Source organism: Mangrovibacter phragmitis (assembly GCF_001655675.1).
GTDB lineage: Bacteria > Pseudomonadota > Gammaproteobacteria > Enterobacterales > Enterobacteriaceae > Mangrovibacter > Mangrovibacter phragmitis.
On sequence record NZ_LYRP01000022.1, the window covers coordinates 438006 to 458464 of the forward strand.

General features: G+C 50.1%; 17 protein-coding genes. 10 read left to right on the forward strand and 7 right to left on the reverse strand.

Features of this window, described 5'->3' with window-relative positions; translation table 11 throughout:
- The first annotated feature begins 7 nt into the window (after positions 1-7).
- The 5 genes from aceF (at position 8) to murP (ending at position 8638) form a co-directional block, all read left to right on the forward strand.
- Complete coding sequence (aceF, locus tag A9B99_RS15130) at positions 8-1888, forward strand: pyruvate dehydrogenase complex dihydrolipoyllysine-residue acetyltransferase (RefSeq protein WP_064598854.1); 1881 nt, start codon at positions 8-10, stop codon at positions 1886-1888.
- Positions 1889-2087: 199 nt separating this feature from the next.
- Positions 2088-3515: a dihydrolipoyl dehydrogenase gene (lpdA, locus tag A9B99_RS15135; protein ID WP_064599012.1), complete on the forward strand. Its 1428-nt coding sequence runs from the start codon at positions 2088-2090 to the stop codon at positions 3513-3515.
- 268 nt (positions 3516-3783) lie between these two features.
- A complete protein-coding gene (acnB, locus tag A9B99_RS15140; protein ID WP_156519067.1) occupies positions 3784-6381 on the forward strand; it encodes a bifunctional aconitate hydratase 2/2-methylisocitrate dehydratase in 2598 nt (865 codons plus the stop codon).
- A gap of 160 nt (positions 6382-6541) precedes the next feature.
- Positions 6542-6904: a protein YacL gene (yacL, locus tag A9B99_RS15145; protein WP_064598858.1), complete on the forward strand. Its 363-nt coding sequence runs from the start codon at positions 6542-6544 to the stop codon at positions 6902-6904.
- Between the two features lie 288 nt (positions 6905-7192).
- Complete coding sequence (murP, locus tag A9B99_RS15150) at positions 7193-8638, forward strand: PTS N-acetylmuramic acid transporter subunit IIBC (RefSeq protein WP_064598860.1); 1446 nt, start codon at positions 7193-7195, stop codon at positions 8636-8638.
- A gap of 203 nt (positions 8639-8841) precedes the next feature.
- Here murP and speD read toward each other — a convergent pair whose 3' ends face one another.
- The 3 genes from speD to A9B99_RS15165 all read right to left on the reverse strand — a co-directional run bounded on the left by speD (position 8842) and on the right by A9B99_RS15165 (position 10972).
- Positions 8842-9636 (reverse strand): adenosylmethionine decarboxylase, encoded by a 795-nt coding sequence (gene speD / locus A9B99_RS15155; RefSeq protein WP_064598862.1) that lies wholly within the window; start codon positions 9634-9636, stop codon positions 8842-8844.
- 14 nt (positions 9637-9650) lie between these two features.
- Positions 9651-10517 (reverse strand): polyamine aminopropyltransferase, encoded by an 867-nt coding sequence (gene speE / locus A9B99_RS15160; RefSeq protein WP_064598865.1) that lies wholly within the window; start codon positions 10515-10517, stop codon positions 9651-9653.
- A 107-nt stretch (positions 10518-10624) separates the two neighbouring features.
- Positions 10625-10972, reverse strand: coding sequence for a YacC family pilotin-like protein (locus tag A9B99_RS15165; RefSeq protein ID WP_064598867.1), 348 nt, complete (start codon positions 10970-10972; stop codon positions 10625-10627).
- 148 nt (positions 10973-11120) lie between these two features.
- On the opposite strand from A9B99_RS15165, the gene cueO reads away from it, so the two are divergent.
- Entirely contained in the window at positions 11121-12734 is a 1614-nt protein-coding gene (cueO, locus tag A9B99_RS15170) for a multicopper oxidase CueO (protein ID WP_064598869.1), read from the forward strand.
- A gap of 120 nt (positions 12735-12854) precedes the next feature.
- Here the strand turns inward: cueO and A9B99_RS15175 are convergent, their stop codons facing one another.
- The gene (locus tag A9B99_RS15175; protein ID WP_064598872.1) at positions 12855-15239 is read right to left on the reverse strand and encodes a glucose/quinate/shikimate family membrane-bound PQQ-dependent dehydrogenase; all 2385 of its coding nucleotides are present in this window, start codon (positions 15237-15239) and stop codon (positions 12855-12857) included.
- A gap of 193 nt (positions 15240-15432) precedes the next feature.
- On the opposite strand from A9B99_RS15175, the gene hpt reads away from it, so the two are divergent.
- Positions 15433-15969 (forward strand): hypoxanthine phosphoribosyltransferase, encoded by a 537-nt coding sequence (gene hpt, locus A9B99_RS15180; protein WP_064598874.1) that lies wholly within the window; start codon positions 15433-15435, stop codon positions 15967-15969.
- Between the two features lie 84 nt (positions 15970-16053).
- On the opposite strand, the gene can is transcribed toward hpt, so the two are convergent.
- Positions 16054-16716 carry a carbonate dehydratase gene (can, locus tag A9B99_RS15185; RefSeq protein ID WP_064598876.1) on the reverse strand — a complete coding sequence of 221 codons (663 nt, stop codon included), beginning with the start codon at positions 16714-16716 and terminating at the stop codon, positions 16054-16056.
- Positions 16717-16822: 106 nt separating this feature from the next.
- Here can and A9B99_RS15190 point away from each other — a divergent pair, with 106 nt between their 5' ends.
- From A9B99_RS15190 to A9B99_RS15200, 3 genes are all read left to right on the forward strand, one after another.
- Complete coding sequence (locus A9B99_RS15190; protein WP_064598878.1) at positions 16823-17749, forward strand: ABC transporter ATP-binding protein; 927 nt, start codon at positions 16823-16825, stop codon at positions 17747-17749.
- On the forward strand, positions 17746-18516 hold the full coding sequence (locus tag A9B99_RS15195) for an ABC transporter permease (protein WP_036106091.1): 771 nt from the start codon (positions 17746-17748) through the stop codon (positions 18514-18516). The genes A9B99_RS15190 and A9B99_RS15195 overlap by 4 nt, the downstream gene beginning before the upstream one ends.
- 119 nt (positions 18517-18635) lie before the next feature.
- Positions 18636-19076: a PTS sugar transporter subunit IIA gene (locus tag A9B99_RS15200; RefSeq protein WP_064598880.1), complete on the forward strand. Its 441-nt coding sequence runs from the start codon at positions 18636-18638 to the stop codon at positions 19074-19076.
- A gap of 59 nt (positions 19077-19135) precedes the next feature.
- Here A9B99_RS15200 and panD read toward each other — a convergent pair whose 3' ends face one another.
- A complete protein-coding gene (gene panD, locus A9B99_RS15205) occupies positions 19136-19516 on the reverse strand; it encodes an aspartate 1-decarboxylase (protein ID WP_064598882.1) in 381 nt (126 codons plus the stop codon).
- An 83-nt stretch (positions 19517-19599) separates the two neighbouring features.
- Positions 19600-20454 carry a pantoate--beta-alanine ligase gene (panC, locus tag A9B99_RS15210; protein ID WP_064598884.1) on the reverse strand — a complete coding sequence of 285 codons (855 nt, stop codon included), beginning with the start codon at positions 20452-20454 and terminating at the stop codon, positions 19600-19602.
- Positions 20455-20459: the final 5 nt, after the last annotated feature.

The window sequence follows — 20459 nt, forward strand, 5'->3', positions numbered from 1 at the left end:
AAGAATAATGGCTATCGAAATTAATGTACCGGACATCGGGGCTGATGAAGTTGAAATCACCGAGATTCTGGTCAAAGTGGGCGACAAAGTTGAAGCTGAACAGTCGCTGATCACCGTGGAAGGCGACAAAGCCTCTATGGAAGTTCCGTCTCCTCAGGCTGGCATCGTTAAAGAGATCAAAGTCTCTGTTGGCGACAAAACCGAGACTGGCAAACTGATCATGATTTTCGATTCCGCCGACGGTGCAGCAGCTGCTGCACCTGTGCAGGAAGAGAAGAAAGCTGCCGCTCCGGCCGCCGCGCCTGCTGCCGCTGCCGCTAAAGAAGTACACGTACCTGATATCGGCAGTGACGAAGTAGAAGTCACTGAACTGCTGGTTAAAGTGGGTGATACCGTTGAAGCTGAGCAATCTCTGATTACTGTTGAAGGTGACAAAGCTTCAATGGAAGTGCCAGCACCCTTTGCCGGTACCGTTAAAGAGATCAAAGTTAACACCGGTGACAAAGTGTCTACTGGCTCCCTGATCATGGTCTTCGAAGTGGCGGGTGCTGCACCTGCTTCCGCGCCTGCTCAGGCTGCTGCTCCGGCTCCGGCTGCTGCTGGCGGCGCGAAAGACGTTAACGTACCGGACATCGGCGGTGACGAAGTTGAAGTAACCGAAGTGATGGTGAAAGTGGGCGATAAAGTTGCCGCTGAGCAGTCGCTGATCACCGTGGAAGGCGACAAGGCTTCTATGGAAGTACCTGCGCCGTTTGCCGGTACTGTTAAAGAGATCAAAATCAGCACTGGCGACAAAGTGTCTACCGGTTCACTGATCATGGTCTTCGAAGTGGAAGGCGCTGCACCTGCCGCCGCTCCAGCTGCCGCAGCCACTCCGGCACCGGCAACTGCACCGGCTCAGGCGGCTAAACCTGCAGCACCTGCTGCAAAAGCGGAAGGCAAATCTGAGTTTGCTGAAAACGACGCTTACGTCCACGCGACTCCGCTGATTCGCCGCCTGGCGCGCGAATTCGGCGTGAATCTGGCGAAAGTGAAAGGGTCTGGTCGCAAAGGCCGTATCCTGCGCGAAGACGTTCAGGCTTACGTGAAAGATGCCGTAAAACGTGCAGAAGCTGCGCCGGCTGCTGCCACGGGTGGTGGTCTGCCAGGCATGCTGCCATGGCCGAAAGTGGACTTCAGCAAGTTTGGTGAAGTTGAAGAAGTGGAACTGGGCCGTATCCAGAAAATTTCTGGTGCTAACCTGAGCCGTAACTGGGTAATGATCCCGCATGTTACGCACTTCGACAAAACAGATATCACCGATCTGGAAGCATTCCGTAAACAGCAGAATGCCGAAGCAGAGAAGCGTAAACTGGACGTGAAATTCACTCCAGTGGTCTTCATCATGAAAGCCGTTGCTGCAGCGCTTGAGCAAATGCCGCGTTTCAACAGTTCTCTGTCTGAAGATGCACAGCGCCTGACTCTGAAAAAATACATCAATATTGGTGTAGCTGTTGATACGCCAAATGGTCTGGTTGTTCCGGTCTTCAAAGATGTGAACAAGAAGAGCATTACTGAGTTGTCCCGTGAACTGACTACCATCTCTAAGAAAGCGCGTGATGGTAAACTGACTGCCGGCGAAATGCAGGGTGGCTGCTTCACTATCTCCAGTATCGGTGGCCTGGGTACCACCCACTTCGCGCCTATCGTTAATGCGCCGGAAGTGGCTATCCTTGGTGTGTCCAAGTCCGCGATGGAGCCGGTGTGGAATGGTAAAGAGTTCGTGCCGCGTCTGATGATGCCAATCTCTCTGTCCTTCGACCACCGTGTGATTGACGGGGCTGATGGTGCGCGTTTCATCACCATCATCAACAACATGCTGAGCGATATTCGCCGCCTGGTGATGTAATTAGAGAAAGCCGGCCTGACGGTCGGCTTTTTTCTGGTAACCTCATACCTGTTGTGGGGCTGTGCGAGCCAAATTGATTCGTTACCCGTTTGTTGTTTCAAAATTGTTAACAATTTTGTAGAATGCGGACGGATAGAACGTCCCGGTGGATGATGGGCGTAAAGACCAGGGACCGCCGGAAATAAATTAAGAGGTCATGATGAGTACTGAAATTAAAACTCAGGTCGTGGTACTTGGGGCGGGCCCGGCAGGTTACTCTGCGGCCTTTCGTTGCGCTGATTTAGGTCTGGAAACCGTTCTGGTTGAGCGCTACAGCACCCTGGGTGGTGTTTGCCTTAACGTCGGTTGTATCCCTTCAAAAGCTCTTCTGCACGTTGCTAAAGTTATCGAAGAAGCAAAAGCACTGGCTGAACACGGTATTGTTTTCGGCGAGCCGCAGACTGATATCGATAAAATCCGTACCTGGAAAGAAAAAGTGATCACCCAGTTAACGGGTGGCCTGGCGGGTATGGCAAAAGGCCGTAAAGTAAAAGTGGTGACTGGCCTGGGTAAATTTACTGGCGCAAACACGCTGGAAGTTGACGGTGAGAATGGCAAAACCATTATCAATTTCGATAACGCGATTATCGCTGCTGGTTCTCGTCCGGTTCAGTTGCCGTTCATTCCTCATGAAGACCCGCGTATTTGGGATTCCACTGATGCGCTGGAACTGAAATCTGTACCGAAACGTATGCTGTTGATGGGCGGTGGTATCATCGGTCTGGAAATGGGTACGGTTTACCATGCGCTGGGTTCACAGATTGACGTGGTCGAAATGTTCGATCAGGTTATTCCTGCCGCAGACAAAGACGTGGTTAAAGTCTTCACCAAACGTATCAGCAAGAAATTCAACCTGATGCTGGAAACAAAAGTGACTGCAGTTGAAGCCAAAGAAGACGGCATCTACGTTTCTATGGAAGGTAAAAAAGCGCCTGCTGAAGCACAGCGTTATGACGCAGTTCTGGTCGCAATTGGCCGTGTACCAAATGGTAAGCTGATTGATGCCGGTATGGCGGGTGTTGAAGTTGATGAACGTGGCTTCATCCATGTTGATAAACAAATGCGCACCAATGTGCCGCACATCTACGCTATCGGTGACATCGTTGGCCAACCAATGCTGGCTCACAAAGGCGTGCATGAAGGCCATGTGGCGGCTGAAGTTATCGCCGGTATGAAACACTACTTTGACCCGAAAGTGATTCCATCTATTGCTTACACTGAACCTGAAGTGGCATGGGTCGGGATGACAGAAAAAGAAGCGAAAGAGAAGGGTGTCAGCTATGAAACTGCGACCTTCCCATGGGCCGCATCTGGTCGTGCAATCGCTTCTGATTGTGCTGACGGTATGACCAAACTGATTTTCGATAAAGAAACACATCGTGTTATCGGTGGTGCCATTGTAGGTACTAACGGCGGTGAGTTGCTGGGTGAAATTGGCCTGGCTATCGAAATGGGTTGTGATGCTGAAGATATCGCACTGACCATTCATGCTCACCCAACACTGCACGAATCTGTTGGCCTTGCGGCTGAAGTATTCGAAGGCAGCATCACCGACTTGCCGAACCCAAAAGCGAAGAAAAGTAAATAAGTCGAGTGAAGACCTGAAGTAAAGATAAAGCGGCCCTCATGGGCCGTTTTTTTTGCGCCAAAAATCGTAAACAAGACAGCAATATACCGTGCTTAACGATTCAGCAAATATTTAATGTTGCTTTTTTGTAAACAGATTAACAGCCTACTGAAATCCTGATATGCTCCCAGTGCGGGACTGGGCTCTTTACCCTACATTCTGAGGTCTCATCGGAAAGTGAAGAGGAGCGTCCGGTGCCGATATGACAATGAGAGCGAGGAGAACCGTCGTGCTAGAAGAATACCGTAAGCACGTAGCTGAGCGTGCTGCAGAAGGTGTTGTACCGAAACCGCTGGATGCAATCCAGATGGCCGCACTGGTAGAGCTGCTGAAGACCCCGCCTGCGGGTGAAGAAGAATTTTTGTTAGATTTACTGACCAACCGAGTCCCTCCGGGTGTTGATGAAGCCGCCTACGTCAAAGCAGGTTTCCTTGCTGCTATTACTAAAGGCGAAACGACCTCTCCACTGATTACTCCTGAAAAAGCTGTCGAGCTCCTTGGCACAATGCAAGGGGGGTATAACATCCATCCGTTGGTGGAAGCGCTGGACAATGAGAAGCTGGCCCCGGTTGCTGCTAAAGCGCTGTCTCACACCCTGCTGATGTTTGACAATTTTTACGACGTTGAAGAAAAAGCGAAAAATGGCAACGTCTTCGCTAAACAGGTTGTTCAGTCCTGGGCTGATGCCGAATGGTTCCTGTCCCGCCCGAAACTGGCTGATAAAATCACCGTTACTGTATTTAAAGTGACGGGTGAAACCAACACCGATGACCTGTCGCCGGCACCTGATGCCTGGTCCCGCCCGGATATCCCATTGCATGCTCTGGCTATGCTTAAAAACGCCCGTGATGGTATTGAGCCTGACCAGCCTGGTAGCGTCGGCCCGATTAAACAGATTGAAGCGCTGCAACAAAAAGGCTTCCCGCTGGCGTACGTCGGGGATGTTGTAGGTACAGGTTCATCGCGTAAATCTGCAACCAACTCCGTTTTGTGGTTCATGGGGGATGACATCCCGGGTGTGCCTAACAAACGCAGTGGTGGGGTTGTCCTGGGTGGCAAAATTGCCCCAATCTTCTTCAACACCATGGAAGATGCCGGTGCGCTGCCTGTTGAGGTGGATGTATCAAACCTGAATATGGGCGATGTCATTGATATCTACCCGTATAAAGGTGAGGTTTGCCGCCATGACTCCGACGAAGTACTGGCCACCTTTGAACTTAAGACGGATGTTCTGCTGGATGAAGTGCGTGCCGGTGGGCGTATCCCGCTGATTATTGGCCGCGGGCTGACCAGCAAAGCGCGTGAGTCCCTGGGCCTTGAACACAGCGATGTGTTCCGTAAAGCGAAAGATGTCGCTGACAGTAACCGTGGTTTCTCCCTGGCGCAAAAAATGGTTGGCCGTGCTTGTGGTGTTGCCGGTATCCGTCCAGGCCAGTATTGCGAACCAAAAATGACATCTGTTGGTTCACAAGATACCACCGGGCCGATGACCCGTGATGAGCTGAAAGACCTGGCATGCCTGGGTTTCTCCGCTGACCTGGTTATGCAGTCATTCTGCCACACTGCCGCCTATCCAAAACCGGTTGACGTACAAACTCATCATACCTTGCCAGATTTTATTATGAACCGTGGCGGTGTGTCCCTGCGTCCGGGCGACGGTATTATTCACTCCTGGCTGAACCGAATGCTGCTGCCGGATACCGTTGGTACCGGCGGAGATTCCCATACGCGTTTCCCGATTGGGATCTCGTTCCCGGCTGGCTCTGGGTTGGTGGCTTTCGCTGCTGCAACTGGCGTTATGCCGCTGGATATGCCGGAATCTGTGCTGGTGCGTTTCTCCGGGAAAATGCAACCGGGTATCACTTTGCGTGATCTGGTGCATGCCATTCCGCTGTACGCTATTCGTCAGGGGCTGTTGACGGTTGAGAAGAAAGGTAAGAAAAACATCTTCTCTGGTCGTATTCTGGAAATCGAAGGTCTGCCCACACTCAAAGTTGAACAGGCATTTGAACTGGCGGATGCCTCTGCAGAACGTTCTGCTGCGGGCTGTACTATCAAGCTGGATAAAGACCCGATCACTGAATACCTCAATTCCAACATTGTTCTGCTGAAATGGATGATCGCGGAAGGTTATGGTGACCGCCGTACTCTGGAGCGCCGTATTCAGGGTATGGAAAAATGGCTGGCCGACCCGCAGTTGCTGGAAGGTGATGCCGATGCGGAATATGCCGCTGTGATCGACATTAATCTGGATGAGATCAAAGAGCCGATTCTGTGCGCACCGAATGACCCGGATGATGCCCGCCTGTTGTCCGATGTGGCTGGCAGCAAAATTGATGAAGTCTTTATTGGTTCCTGCATGACCAATATCGGCCACTTCCGTGCAGCCGGTAAGTTGCTCGACAGCCATAAAGGCCAGTTGCCAACGCGTTTGTGGGTTGCTCCGCCAACACGAATGGATGCCGCACAGCTGACAGAAGAAGGGTACTACAGCGTATTCGGTAAGAGTGGCGCCCGTATTGAAATTCCAGGCTGTTCACTGTGCATGGGTAACCAGGCGCGAGTTGCGGACGGGGCGACAGTTGTGTCGACTTCTACTCGTAACTTCCCGAACCGTTTAGGTACTGGGGCGAATGTGTACCTGGCATCTGCAGAGCTGGCTGCGGTTGCATCGCTGCTTGGCAAATTGCCGACACCTCAGGAATACCAGGCCTTTATGGAGCAAGTCGATAAGACCGCGACAGATACCTACCGTTACCTGAACTTTGACCGTCTCAGTCAGTATACGGAAAAAGCAGATGGCGTGATTTTCCAGACTGCAGTCTGACTTTCAGCTCTGCCATACTGTAGAATCCCTTTCCCTTCGGGGGGAGGGATTCTTTTTTTTAAGTTGTCACCGTCCCCGCTTTTTTTCTGGTGTTTGACTGAGATAATAGCGTTGTCAAAGCCCGCCTGCAGGTTGGGGCACGCATAGAGAGGAACACATTATGGACTATGAATTTATGCGGGATGTTACTGGCGTGGTAAAAGTGCGTATGTCAATGGGGCATGAGGCAATCGGTCACTGGTTTAACGAAGAAGTGAAAGAGAACCTGGTGTTGCTTGATGAGGTAGAGCAGGCTGCGCGCACAGTAAAAGGGAGTGAGCGCCACTGGCAACGGACCGGGCATGAATACACGTTGTGGCTGGATGGCGAAGAAGTGATGGTACGGGCCAACCAACTGGACTTTTCGGGCGATGAAATCGAAGAAGGGATGAGTTACTACGACGAAGAAAGTCTGGCGATGTGTGGTGTTGAGGATTTCTTACAGGTTGTCGCCGCGTATAAACGCTTTTTAGCGGGAAAATAAGCCGTTAGCCCCCAGTTAGCTTAGCTTGGCGAAATATGCGGGATGCGCATGGTTTTTTTCAGAAATGGGGGCCAGTGCTGTCAGGTTAATCTCTCAACCAGATTGCGGCTTTGCTCAATCATTTTCATTCCTTCGCTTTTGTTACGCTGGAGCATGCCCATAAACAACCACTGTAAAATGGTCATTGTCATGGTATTGGGCAAGTTGAGCGCGCAACAGGCCAGACAGCTGCTTAACGATACCAGCTGAATCTATTCGCAACGCTTTAGCCAATATGGAGGTCTGGTAATGGCTAAGATGACGGAACAATTCATCGCTACAATCCTGGAACTGGTGGGCAATAAAGATAATATCCAGAACTGTGGGCATTGCATGACCCGCCTGCGCCTGACGCTCGTTAACGATCAACTTATCAAACACAGTAAACTTAAAGTGCTGGATGGCGTCTTGGGCGTGATTAACTCCGACGGCCAACTGCAAATTATTCTTGGCCCCGGCAAAGCGCAGAGTGCCGCCGAGATGATGAACAGAATGCTGTCCAGTGGCAGCGATTCCGCTTCTGCCGCTCTGCAGAGCGTTAGCTCTGTTGCAAGCGACACGAAACAAAAAATGAAAGCAAAGCAAAATAGTGTGGTACATCAGTTCCTCGCAAGGTTTGCCACTATCTTTACTCCACTGATCCCGGGCTTTATCGCCGCCGGGATTTTGTTGGGCTTTGCGACCTTAATCGAACAACTTCTGCTGGTGGATGCTACGGTAAAAAATGCGACCATCGTGCATATCGTTGGTTACATGAAAATCTTCGGCAAGGGCCTGTTCACCTTTCTGCCGATCCTGATTGGGTATAACGCGCAGAAAGCGTTTGGCGGTTCGGGGGTCAACGGGGCGATCATTGCGTCTTTGTTTCTGCTGGGTTACAACCCGGAAGCGACAGTGGGTTATTTCTCCGGTATCGATAGCTTCTTCGGCATGGGGATAGACCCACGCGGCAATATTGTCGGCGTGCTGATTGCCGCGATTCTGGGGGCGTGGATCGAACGGCAAATCCGCAAGATTGTCCCGGATAACCTGGATATGATAGTCACTTCTCTACTGACACTGCTTATCACTGGTATGCTGACCTTTACGCTGATTATGCCGTTTGGCGGCGAGCTGTTTAAAGGTATGTCCTGGCTGTTCCTGCATCTGAACGGTAACCCATTTGGCAGCGCGGTACTGGCTGGCCTGTTCCTGATAGCAGTGGTCTTTGGTGTACATCAGGGTTTTATCCCGGTTTATTTCGCGCTGATGGATGCGCAGGGTTTCAACTCCTTATTCCCGATTCTGGCTATGGCCGGTGGCGGGCAGGTTGGCGCGGCATTAGCGTTGTACTTCCGGGCGGGGAAAGATTCCGTAACGCGTAATCAGGTGAAGGGGGCGATTATCCCCGGTCTGCTGGGCGTGGGTGAACCGCTGATCTATGCTGTGACGCTACCCCGTGTTAAACCGTTTGTGACTGCCTGTCTTGGTGGTGCCTGCGGCGGCTTTTTTATTGGCATGGTTGCCTGGCTGGGATTGCCAATTGGTCTGAATACCGTGTTCGGTCCATCAGGTTTGGTTTCGTTGCCGCTGATGACATCCAGCCTGGGTATTTATGCGGGAATGGGCGTTTACGCAGCGGGTATATTAATCTCCTATGCATGCGGTTTTATCCTCACATGGTTCTTTGGTTATAAAGACGTTGATCTGACTTGAGAACGAGGGCAGTGGCTGACAACTGCTCAGGCTGTGCACGATAGAAAGTGATACGGATAGTGATACGGCAGAAAAACTGGTCGTGTTTCTGTCAGGTTTATCCGGATAAAAAATAAGCCATCCAGAAAGGTAATGTTTGGGTTATCCTGGCTCAGAGAAAAAATTTAAAGCCCTGCATATAGCAAGGCTTTAACCTGTTACCTTTACATTGCCGGAATATTGCGCCCGTAATAAATTTCGCGCATCTCTTTCCATAACAGATCTGTTATCACTTTACGTTCTGCGGCGGTTAAATCTTCTGGCCGGGTATGGAACATATAGTGTTTCAGATCGAATTCTTTCAACAGCATCTTGGTGTGAAAGATATTCTCCTGGTAAACATTCACATCCACCATATCGTACAGCGACTTCATATCTTCAGACATAAAATTCTGAATAGAATTTATCTCATGGTCGATGAAGTGTTTCATGCCGTTAATATCCCGGGTAAAGCCCCTGACGCGGTAGTCAATGGTGACGATATCGGATTCTAACTGGTGGATAAGGTAATTCAGTGCCTTCAGGGGAGAAATAACACCACAAGTAGAGACTTCAATATCTGCACGGAAAGTACATAAATCCCCTTCGGGATGGCTTTCCGGATAAGTGTGCACGCAAATGTGGCTTTTATCCAGGTGAGCAACGACGGCTTCAGGCAGTGGCCCTGGATTTTCAGATTTATCAATGTGTAGTGGGTCAATGGGTTCTTCACTGACCAGAATTGTCACGCTGGCACCCTGCGGTTCATAATCCTGGCGGGCAACATTCAGAATATTAGCGCCAATAATTGAACAGGTTTCGCTCAGAATCTCTGTCAAACGGTTGGCGTTATACAACTCATCAATATAAGCAATATAGCCATCACGCTCAGCGGGTGTCTTGGCATAACAAATATCGTAGATACAAAAACTCAGGCTTTTAGTGAGATTATTAAAGCCATGTAGTTTCAGCTTTTTCAATTTCGCTCACCTCCTCAGGAATCGGGGCCGGAAAGGGCGTTAAGTAAATACTGGGGCAGGGCAAACGCCGCAGTGTGAATTGCCGGGTTGTAATAGCGACAAGTCAGGCTGGCCTGGCGGAAACGCGACTGAATGATTTCGGTACGCAGATGGCGCAGAGCCGTATTGTCAGTCGCCCAGGCAAATGTCATTACGCCACCGTAATAGGTGGGGATAGCGGCCTGGTAAAAGCTGACATCACCAAAGTAATGGCTCAGTTTGCGGTGGCTGCCGATAGCTTCATCCTGTTGCAGGAAGCAAACACCATTTTGGGCGACAAAAATACCCCCAGGCGTGAGACAACGTTTACACCCTTCGTAGAACGCGGAAGTAAACAGGCTTTCTCCGGGGCCAATCGGGTCAGTACAGTCAGAAATAATAACGTCAAACGTTTGCGTGGTTTGGTTAACAAAATTCACGCCATCGTCAATGACCAGCTTAAAGCGTGGGTCGTCATAGGCACCGGCGTTATGGTGTGGCAGATACTGGCGGCAAAAAGACACTACGCCCGCATCAATTTCCACCATTGTAATGGTTTCAACATTTTTATGGCGGCAAACTTCACGTAACATCGCGCCATCACCACCACCGATAATCAGCACATGTTTTGCCTGGCCATGGGCCAGCAAAGGGACATGAGTCATCATTTCGTGGTAAATGAACTCATCGCGTTCAGTCGTTTGTACCACGCCATCCAGCGCCATTACGCGCCCAAATGCGCTATTTTCAAAGATAATCAGATCCTGGTGATCTGTCTTTTCATGGTACAGCACATTATCAACAGCAAAGTACTGACCAAATTGATCGTGTAGCGTTTCATGCCACTGGCGATTTTCAGCCATGTGTTGGCACCTCCTTCATTAACACCCGGATAAAATGGGCGCAACATCATAACGAACAATGACCGCGCATGCACGGTCATTATTTCAACAAAGGGGCCAGAGGTGGGCTATTTTACGTAGGCCAGCAGGCTCAGTGAGTCACGGGCCAACGATTTGCATTTTTTAGCGGTGGGAATCGCAATACCACTTAAATCGCGGTAACTCTCTTCCCCCATTTTTTTCATATTAAAACTGTCGTAATTACTCAGGTCCCACTGATTTTGCTGTGCAAAGAAAATCAGAGCGTGGCGAATTTGGTCATTAGGTAAATCCTGATAACCGCAATCATTTTTTAAGTATACAAATACAGCTGTTAAATCAGCCATATCTTCGGCTTCTGCTTCATTCAATGCCTGACTGGCGGAGGAGAAAGCTAACAAACATCCCAGGATGGTTATTTTAACAAACGTCTTCATTGCTCTGACCACGTGATTGCGGAAATAAAACGTTAGCATATTTACAGTATTCGGGAAGTGATTTCTTGTGTTTAACGCAGATTGACCTTCCTGTTAGGTCAGGGTTTAGACTGCGCTCATTATGTCATCACCTGCAATGGAGAAAAGAATGCGACGTCGTGAGTTTATTAAGTATTCAGCTGCTTTGGGCGCACTGAGCGTAATACCCACCTGGGCCAGAATGCCTGTCCTTTCTGAGCGCCCGGCATTGCCGGTACCAGACCTGCTCCAGGCGGATATCCACGGTAAAATTCGCTTACGGATTCAGGCCGGGAAAACACTTTTTAATGGGAAGCAGGTCACAACCTGGGGATATAACGGCAATCTTTTGGGACCGGCGCTGGCACTGAATAAAGGGACTGAGGTAACAGTGGAAATGCATAATGCACTTTCACAACCCACGACTGTGCACTGGCATGGGCTGGCAATTCCTGGCAGTGTGGATGGCGGCCCGCAAGGGATTATCGCACCAGGGGAAACCCGAACGGTGACTTTCACGCCTGACCAGGCTGCATCCACTTGTTGGTTTCATCCCCATTACCATAAACATACAGGCCAGCAGGTCGCGATGGGGCTGGCCGGATTAGTGCTGATTGATGATGCTGCACAGGGAGCATTGCGACTACCGAAGCAGTGGGGGATTGATGATGTACCACTGATTATTCAGGACAAGCGTTTTACTACTGCCGGAGAAATAGATTATCAGCTGGATATGATGACAGCGGCGGTCGGCTGGTTTGGCGATACATTATTGTGTAATGGTGCCGAATACCCGCAACATGCGCCACCACGAGGCTGGTTACGGCTGCGTTTACTGAATGGCTGTAATGCGCGTTCGTTGACAATTGCCGCCAGTGATAATCGCCCTTTCTACGTGATAGCCAGCGATGGCGGGTTATTACCTGAACCTGTCAAAACCACTTCCCTGCCGCTATTAATGGGAGAGCGCTTTGAAATCATGGTGGATACCAGTGATGGCACCCCTTTTGACCTGGTCACTCTCCCGGTCACTCAAATGGGCATGACATTACCGCCCTTTGATAAGCCCTGCCCGGTCGTTGGTATTCGCCCACTGCGTATTCCGGCATCGGGGGATTTACCCGATACACTGGTGGCATTACCTGCACTACCTGCCCTTGAAGGGCTGACTCAGCGTGTGTTGACATTGAGTATGGACCCACGGTTAGACAGCCAGGGCATGCAGGCTTTGAAAGACAAATATGGTCAGCAGGCCATGGGCCGTGGGAACATGGCAGGCATGAACATGCATCATGCCAGTGATATGAACAGCATGCAGGGGATGTCTGGCATGCAAGGAATGCCACAAACCCATCATATGAGTAATTCAGCAATGGGGCAGGAGGCATTTGATCTCTATACCGCCAACCGTATTAATGGTAAAGCTTTCGATATGCATCACCCGGCGTTTCATGTCCCACAAGGGCGATATGAACGCTGGGTTATCTCCGGGGAAGGCGACATGATGCTGCATCCTTTCCATATTCACGGCATGCAATTCCGGATATTAACTGAAAATGGCCAGCCACCTGCTGAGCATCGCCGGGGATGGAAGGACACTGTTCGGGTAGAAGGCAGGCGCAGCGAAGTACTGGTGCGCTTTGATTATGTCGCCAGTGCGGAACATGCTTACATGGCACATTGCCACCTGTTAGAACACGAAGATACGGGCATGATGCTGGGCTTTACTGTCGGCGAGGTTTAAGCAACCCGAGAACAGTTGTTATTGAAAAGAGCCGGTCACTCTTTTGAGGCGACCGGCTCTTTTATTGGTTACGGAATGATATTCCGCCTTAATTCTGCATGTTATCAGTCATACAGCAGGTTATTTCTGGTCTGGCAGTGCCCAGGCAATAATATAATCCCCCAGTTTGGTGCCAAACGAACCATGTCCGCCTGCGGCTATCAGAACATACTGCTTACCATTGACTTCATATGTCATTGGTGTTGCCTGGCCACCTGCTGGCAGACGTGCTTCCCAGAGTTTTTTCCCGTTACTCATGTTGTAAGCACGCAGGTAGTTATCTGCGGTTGCACCGATGAACAGAACATTGCCTGCTGTTGAAATGGGTGCACCGAGCATCGGCATGCCCATCCGGAAAGGTAGCGGAACAGGTGAACTGTCACGCACGGTACCAATACGTTTCTTCCACACAACCTGGTTGGTTTTCAGATCCAGAGCGGAAATATAACCCCAGGCCGGTTGTTTACACGGCAGACCAAACGGCGATAAGAAAGCGTTCAGCGTGACGCCATAAGGTACGCCGTACTGGGGCTGAATACCGGATTCAGTGCCTGAACCTTTGGCATCTTTCGGCGGCTCCATTGGGTTACCCGGGCCACGTGGAACCAGGCGGGAGACGAAAGGCAACGCCATTGGGTTAGCAATCGCCACCTGGCGTTGCGGATCAATGGAGATACCTCCCCATTCAAACATGCCAAGGTTACCCGGGAAGACCAGCGTACCTTGCTCTGATGGTGGAGTGAAAATGCCATCATAACGCAGACGGTGGAACATTACGCGGCAGACTAACTGGTCATACATTGTCGCGCCCCACATGTCCGCACCTGTCAGTTTTTTGGCCGGGCGGAAAGTCAGGTCAGAGAACGGCTGAGTGGGGGAAACATGATCACCTTTAGCTGCACCCTGAGGAACCGGTTTTTCCGGTGCCGGCACAATAGGTTTACCCGTACGGCGGTCGAGCACAAAGATATTACCGGTTTTCGCAGGAGCATAAATTGCCGGAATGGTATTGCCATTTTTATCTTTGATATCAGCCAGTGTCGGCTGGGCTGGCATGTCCATATCCCACAGGTCGTGGTGAACAGTTTGATATGACCAGGCAAGCTTACCGGTCGATGCATTCAACGCGACGATGCTGCTGGCATAACGCTCCTGCTCAGGCGTACGGTTACCACCCCAGATATCCGGCGTGGTGACACCCATCGGCAAATAGACCAGGTCCAGTTTGGCATCGTAAGAGGCCGGAGCCCAGGAGTTAGGTGAATTCAGCGTAAAGTGATGTTCATCTGCCGGAATAGCATTCGGGTCTTTGGCACCCGGGTCAAATGCCCAAACCAGTTTCCCGGTATTTACATCAAAACCACGAATTACGCCGGACGGTTCACGGGTTGAGAAGTTGTCGGTTACAGCGCCCGCAATCACAATCACTTTGTCAGTAACAACGGGTGGCGAAGTGGGTTCGTACATACCCGGCGTGGTAACCGGCATGTTAGTTTGCAGGTTCAGCACACCTTTGTTGGCGAAGGTTTCGCACAACTTACCAGTGTCTGCATTCAGGGCAAACAGCCGCCCGTCATTCACAGGCAGAAGGATGCGGTGCGGGCAGTCGGCAACCACATCTGCTGGTGCGTTCTCCGGGGTTGCCTCATGGTAAGACACACCACGACAGGTCACATGCTGGAATGACGGGTCGGTTTTCAGTTGTGGGTCAAACGACCATTTCTCTTTCCCTGTTGCGGCATCCAGTGCAAACAGGCGCTGATGCGGAGTACACAGATAAAGCGTGTCACGAATTTTAATCGGGGTAACTTCATCAGTGATTTCTACCGGATCACTGGCTGTTTTCAGGTCACCAGTCCGGAAGCGCCAGGCTTCTTTTAACTGATTAACATTGGTGTCGTTAATTTGTTTGAGAGGGGAGTAACGCTGCCCTTCCTGAGTACGCCCATAAGCAGGCCAGTCCCCGTCAGCCACTGTGCTGGTTTGCTGTGTGGCGGAAGTGGTGTCATTGCTCAGCGTACCATTGATTTCTTGCGGGTCGTTGAAAATCGCCCATCCAAGAATAATGCCGCTTACCACCAGGCTGACGCCCAAAGTGGGAACAGCCAGTGACGAAGGTGTGGCAAGGCGACGCCAGATGAAAGGCAAAATTAACCAGATGCCGAAGAACACCAGAATATCGCAGCGTGGTGTCAGTGCCCAGAAATCGAAACCCACTTCCCAGACAGACCATATCATGGTGCAAAGTAAGAATGCCCCGTACAACACAAGAGCGGAGCGCTTGCCACGCCATACCAGTGCTGCGGTGAGTAACATTACGATACCCGCAATGGGGTAGTACCAGGAGCCGCCAATGGCGACGAGCCAAATCCCGCCAATCAACAAATACAACCCTGTTAATAATGCAAACAGTGCCGTAATGATGACGAGCCAACGTGACTGCGTAGCTTCTTTATTTACAGACATAAACACTCTTTTAATAATTAAGACGTATTTAATTATAGTCATTAACAAATGTGATATGCATCACAAAATTTGCTTTTTGATCCGGCTGAGCGTTAAACAGCGTTTGCTGTTATACTTCCCCGGCAAATTCATGATGCTGGCTGAGAAGTGACTGGCATTTAATGATTTATATTTAAATCATATGGTTATAGAAATGAAACATACTGTTGAAGTGATGATTCCGGCGGCGGAAATCAAGGCGCGAATTGAAGCGTTAGGGCGTCAGATCACTGAGCATTACCGTGGTCGGGGTAATGAAATGGTGCTGGTTGGGTTGTTGCGCGGGTCATTTATGTTTATGGCTGACCTGTGCCGTGAAGTTCATGTTCCGCATGAAGTCGACTTTATGACTGCCTCCAGTTACGGCAGCGGCATGTCCAGTACGCGTGATGTCAAAATTCTCAAAGACCTGGATGAAGATATCCGCGGTAAAGATATTTTGATTGTGGAAGACATTATCGACTCGGGTAATACCCTCAGTAAAGTACGTGAAATATTGAGCCTGCGTGAGCCAAAATCGCTGGCTATTTGTACTTTGCTGGACAAACCATCACGCCGCGAAGTGAACGTGAATGTGGAGTATGTCGGTTTTTCTATTCCGGATGAGTTCGTGGTGGGCTACGGCATTGACTACGCGCAAAATTACCGCCACTTGCCATATATTGGTAAAGTCACTTTGCTGGATGAGTGATACTAACGGCGTTTACATAATTCAGGCTTAGCATCGCTGTGTTTAGCACAAATAGGAAAGGGGCGAATCACGCCCCTTTTGCTATTATTTGTGGCTGTGGTGTGTGAGCTTAAGGTTGGAAATACCATTACGGTATTGTTGTTCAAGGCCAGAGCGGCTGGTGGCGGAGACATCCAGGTCGCGTAGTAAACCGTCATGGATCCCGTAAACCCAGCCATGAAGGGCGACTTTTTGGCCGCGCTTCCAGGCGGATTGCATAATGGTTGAGTGGCCCAGGTTATAGACCTGCTCCATCACATTCAGCTCACACAAGGTGTCCATCCGGCGTTCTTGTGGAAGTTCTCCCAGTAGTGTGCTGTGTTTGAACCAGATATCTCGAATATGCAGTAACCAGTTATCTATTAACCCTAATTCCGGGTTTTCGACAGCGGCCTGTACACCACCACAGCCATAGTGGCCGCAAATAATAATGTGTTCGACTTCCAGCACATCGACTGCGTACTGGACAACAGAGAGACAGTTCAAATCAGTATGAATGACCAGATTTGCAACATTGCGATGCACAAATATTTCTCCGGGTTCCAACCCGGTCAGGCGTTCAGCAGGAACGCGGCTGTCGGAGCAACCTATCCATAGAAAGCGTGGTTTTTGAGACAGTGCCAGTTGTTCAAAAAATCCAGGTTCTTCTTCTTTTAATAACCTGGACCAGACACGGTTATTGCTGATGAGTGTTTCAATATCTTTCATGGAGGTTTCTGACCTGTCAACAGATAGACGCATTGGACTACAATAAGCAATTCGATTTTATGTTAAACCACACAGACAGTGTAATAATCAAGGTAATTGGTAACCTATGACGTATGCACTTGAGTTAGAAAAACTCAAAAAAATCTACCCGGGTGGTGTTCAGGCGCTGCGCGGCATTGATTTAACCGTTGAAGCCGGTGACTTTTATGCGCTGCTCGGACCAAATGGCGCAGGTAAATCAACCACTATTGGCATTATCAGCTCTCTCGTAAATAAAACCTCAGGACTGGTACGAGTGTTTGGGTATGACCTTGACCGGGACGTTGTGAATGCCAAACGTCAATTGGGCCTGGTGCCGCAGGAATTTAACTTCAATCCCTTTGAAACCGTTCAGCAAATTGTGGTTCACCAGGCGGGATATTATGGGGTTGAACGCCACGAAGCCTTCCGACGCAGTGAAAAATATCTCACCCAACTGGATCTATGGGACAAACGCAACGAGCGCGCAAGAATGTTATCGGGCGGGATGAAACGACGCCTGATGATTGCCCGTGCGCTGATGCATGAGCCGCGCTTATTGATTCTCGATGAACCGACAGCGGGCGTTGATATTGAACTGCGCCGCTCAATGTGGGGGTTTCTGAAGGATCTGAACGATCAGGGGACGACAATTATCCTGACAACTCATTATCTGGAAGAAGCAGAAATGCTGTGCCGCAATATTGGGATTATTCAAAGTGGTGAGTTAGTTGAAAATACCTCAATGAAGGCGCTGCTTTCTAAACTGAAGTCTGAGACTTTCCTGTTGGATCTTGCACCGAAAAGCCCACTGCCTGTGCTGGATGGTTACAATTATCGTCTGGTTGATACCGCAACGCTTGAAGTAGAAATCTTGCGGGAACAAGGGATAAACAGTGTGTTCAGCCAGTTAAGCAAACAGGGTGTTCAGGTATTAAGTATGCGTAACAAGGCAAACCGCCTGGAAGAGCTGTTCGTTACGCTGGTGCATGAGAAAAAAGGAGGCCAGGAATGATGCAGCTGTATTGGGTTGCGTTAAAAAGTATCTGGACCAAAGAGATCCACCGCTTTATGCGTATTTGGGTTCAGACACTGGTGCCACCTGTTATCACCATGACGCTCTACTTCATTATCTTCGGTAACCTGATTGGTTCGCGTATTGGTGAAATGCATGGGTTTACTTATATGCAGTTTATCGTACCCGGGTTGATTATGATGTCGGTTATCACCAACTCTTATGCGAATGTGGCCTCATCATTCTTCAGTGCAAAATTTCAGCGTAATATTGAGGAATTGCTGGTTGCTCCGGTACCGACTCATGTTGTGATCGCCGGATTTATCGGCGGAGGAGTGGCGCGTGGCTTGTGTGTGGGGGTATTGGTAACGGCGGTTTCGTTATTCTTTGTCCCTTTTCAGGTGCATTCATGGTTATTTGTTGCCCTGACACTGTTACTGACCACTATCCTGTTTTCACTGGCTGGTTTGCTGAATGCTATTTTTGCCAAAACGTTTGATGATATCAGCCTGATTCCTACATTCGTGCTGACACCGTTAACGTATTTGGGCGGGGTGTTTTATTCCCTGACTTTATTGCCGCCATTCTGGCGTGGATTATCTCACCTGAACCCTATCGTTTACATGATAAGTGGTTTCCGCTTTGGTTTTCTGGGTATTGCTGATGTTTCGCTGAGCTTCACTGTAGCGGTATTAGTTGGCTTTATTGCATTATTTTATGCGTTATGCTGGTTTTTAATTCAGCGTGGGCGTGGTCTGCGCAGTTAGGTTAGTGCTTCCTTCTTCCCCGGTAATATTTTGCCGGGGAAACCGACCATTATTGATAAACGTCACAACATCATTATTCCCGTCTGGCACACTGGTATGGTACTTCAGGAGGATGGGTGATGCTGGGTTGGGTAATTACCTGCCATAACAATATGGCACTGGAAATTCGGGATGCGCTGGAAGCACAGGCAGGTGTGTTGCCACAATGCTGTACGGTGAATTTTTGGCCCGAAATGAGTAATAATATGCTCAGCCGTGCTATGTGTGATGCGTTGCATAATACCGACAGCGGCGATGGCGTGATTTTTTTAACCGACCTGCCATCTGCGCCACCTTATCGTGCAGCCGCATTGTTAAGCCATAAACACCCAGGATGCGAGGTTATTTGTGGTATTTCACTGGCGTTGTTACAGGCCATGTTGCCAGCCAGAGAAATTCTGACCAGTGAGCAATTTCGCCAGCAAATTGTGGCGGCAGGGGGTGGTAGCGTAACCAGCTTATGGCACCAACAGCAGAAAAACCCACCGTTTGTCCTTATTAAACCTGGTTCACATAGCTAGCGAAGCGGGCGCTTGTTCTATGAACCAGGGCTGGTTCAACCAACCCTGGAAACACTTAATCAGGCGACCTGTACCGGTACAGCTTTTGCCAGGCGTTTCATTTCGTTGTCACCATCGAAATAAGCCACTTTCGGGTGCCAGTCGCGGGCCTGCTCATCAGGCACATCCACATAGCTGGCGATAATCAGAATGTCGCCGACATCTGCACAGTGTGCTGCGGCACCGTTTACCGAAATGATTTTCGAACCGCGCTCGCCGGCAATGGCGTAGGTTGAAAAACGTTTCCCGTTGGTGACGTTATAGATATCAATGGCTTCGTACTCAAGGATCCCGGCCGCCTCAAGGAAATCTTTGTCGATGGCGCAGGACCCTTCATAATGTAAGTCTGCCAGCGTCACTTTGACACGATGGAGTTTGCCTTGCAGCATTTTGCGAATCATAGTTTAAACCTTTGTGGCATTGACTGACGGTGTGCCTCAACACACCGGAACCAGGGCAGTATTGCCCGTTTTATGTACACTGTCTAGCGTGTCAGTGTAACGACCATATTATCAATCAGGCGTGCCTGCCCGAGCCATGCCGCCATCAGAATCACAGCGGCTTTGCTTTGTTCACTCAGTGCTTCAAGTGAGTCCGCATCACGAATTTGCAGATCATCGCTACGCAGACCTTTTTCATTCAGTTCTGCGGCTGCCAGAGCCAGAATTTCATCCAGGCTCCGTTCTCCCTGACGCAGTTTTTCCGCAACAGTGTTCATCACCTGGTACAGCCCAGGCGCGAGTTTTCGCTGCTCACTGGTCAGGTAACCATTGCGTGAACTGAGTGCCAGGCCATCTTTCGCGCGTACAATAGGTACGCCAACAATCTCTGTGCCATAGCCCATATCCGCCACCATTTTGCGAATCAGAGCCAGTTGCTGGTAGTCTTTCTCACCAAAGCAGGCAACATCAGGCTGAACCAGGTTCAGTAACTTGCTGACAATGGTCGCAACACCGCGGAAATGACCGGGGCGGCTGGCACCTTCCAGCATGGTGGAGAGCCCGGGAACTTCTACATAGGTCTGGGTATCCATCCCCTGAGGGTAGATTTCGGATGGCGCGGGTGCAAAGACCAGATCCACGCGGCGGCGATTGAGCTTTTCACAATCTTCCTGCAGTGTGCGCGGGTAACGCGCCAGGTCATCCGCCCGGTCAAATTGCATTGGGTTCACAAAAACAGAAACAACAACAATATCGGCATGGCGACGGGCTTCATCAACCAGTGTCATATGGCCATCGTGCAGGTTGCCCATAGTGGGAACCAGCGCAATGCGCTTTCCTGCCTGCCGCCATTCACGAATGTGCTGGCGCAGGACGCTGAGTGATTCAACAATTAACACAACCT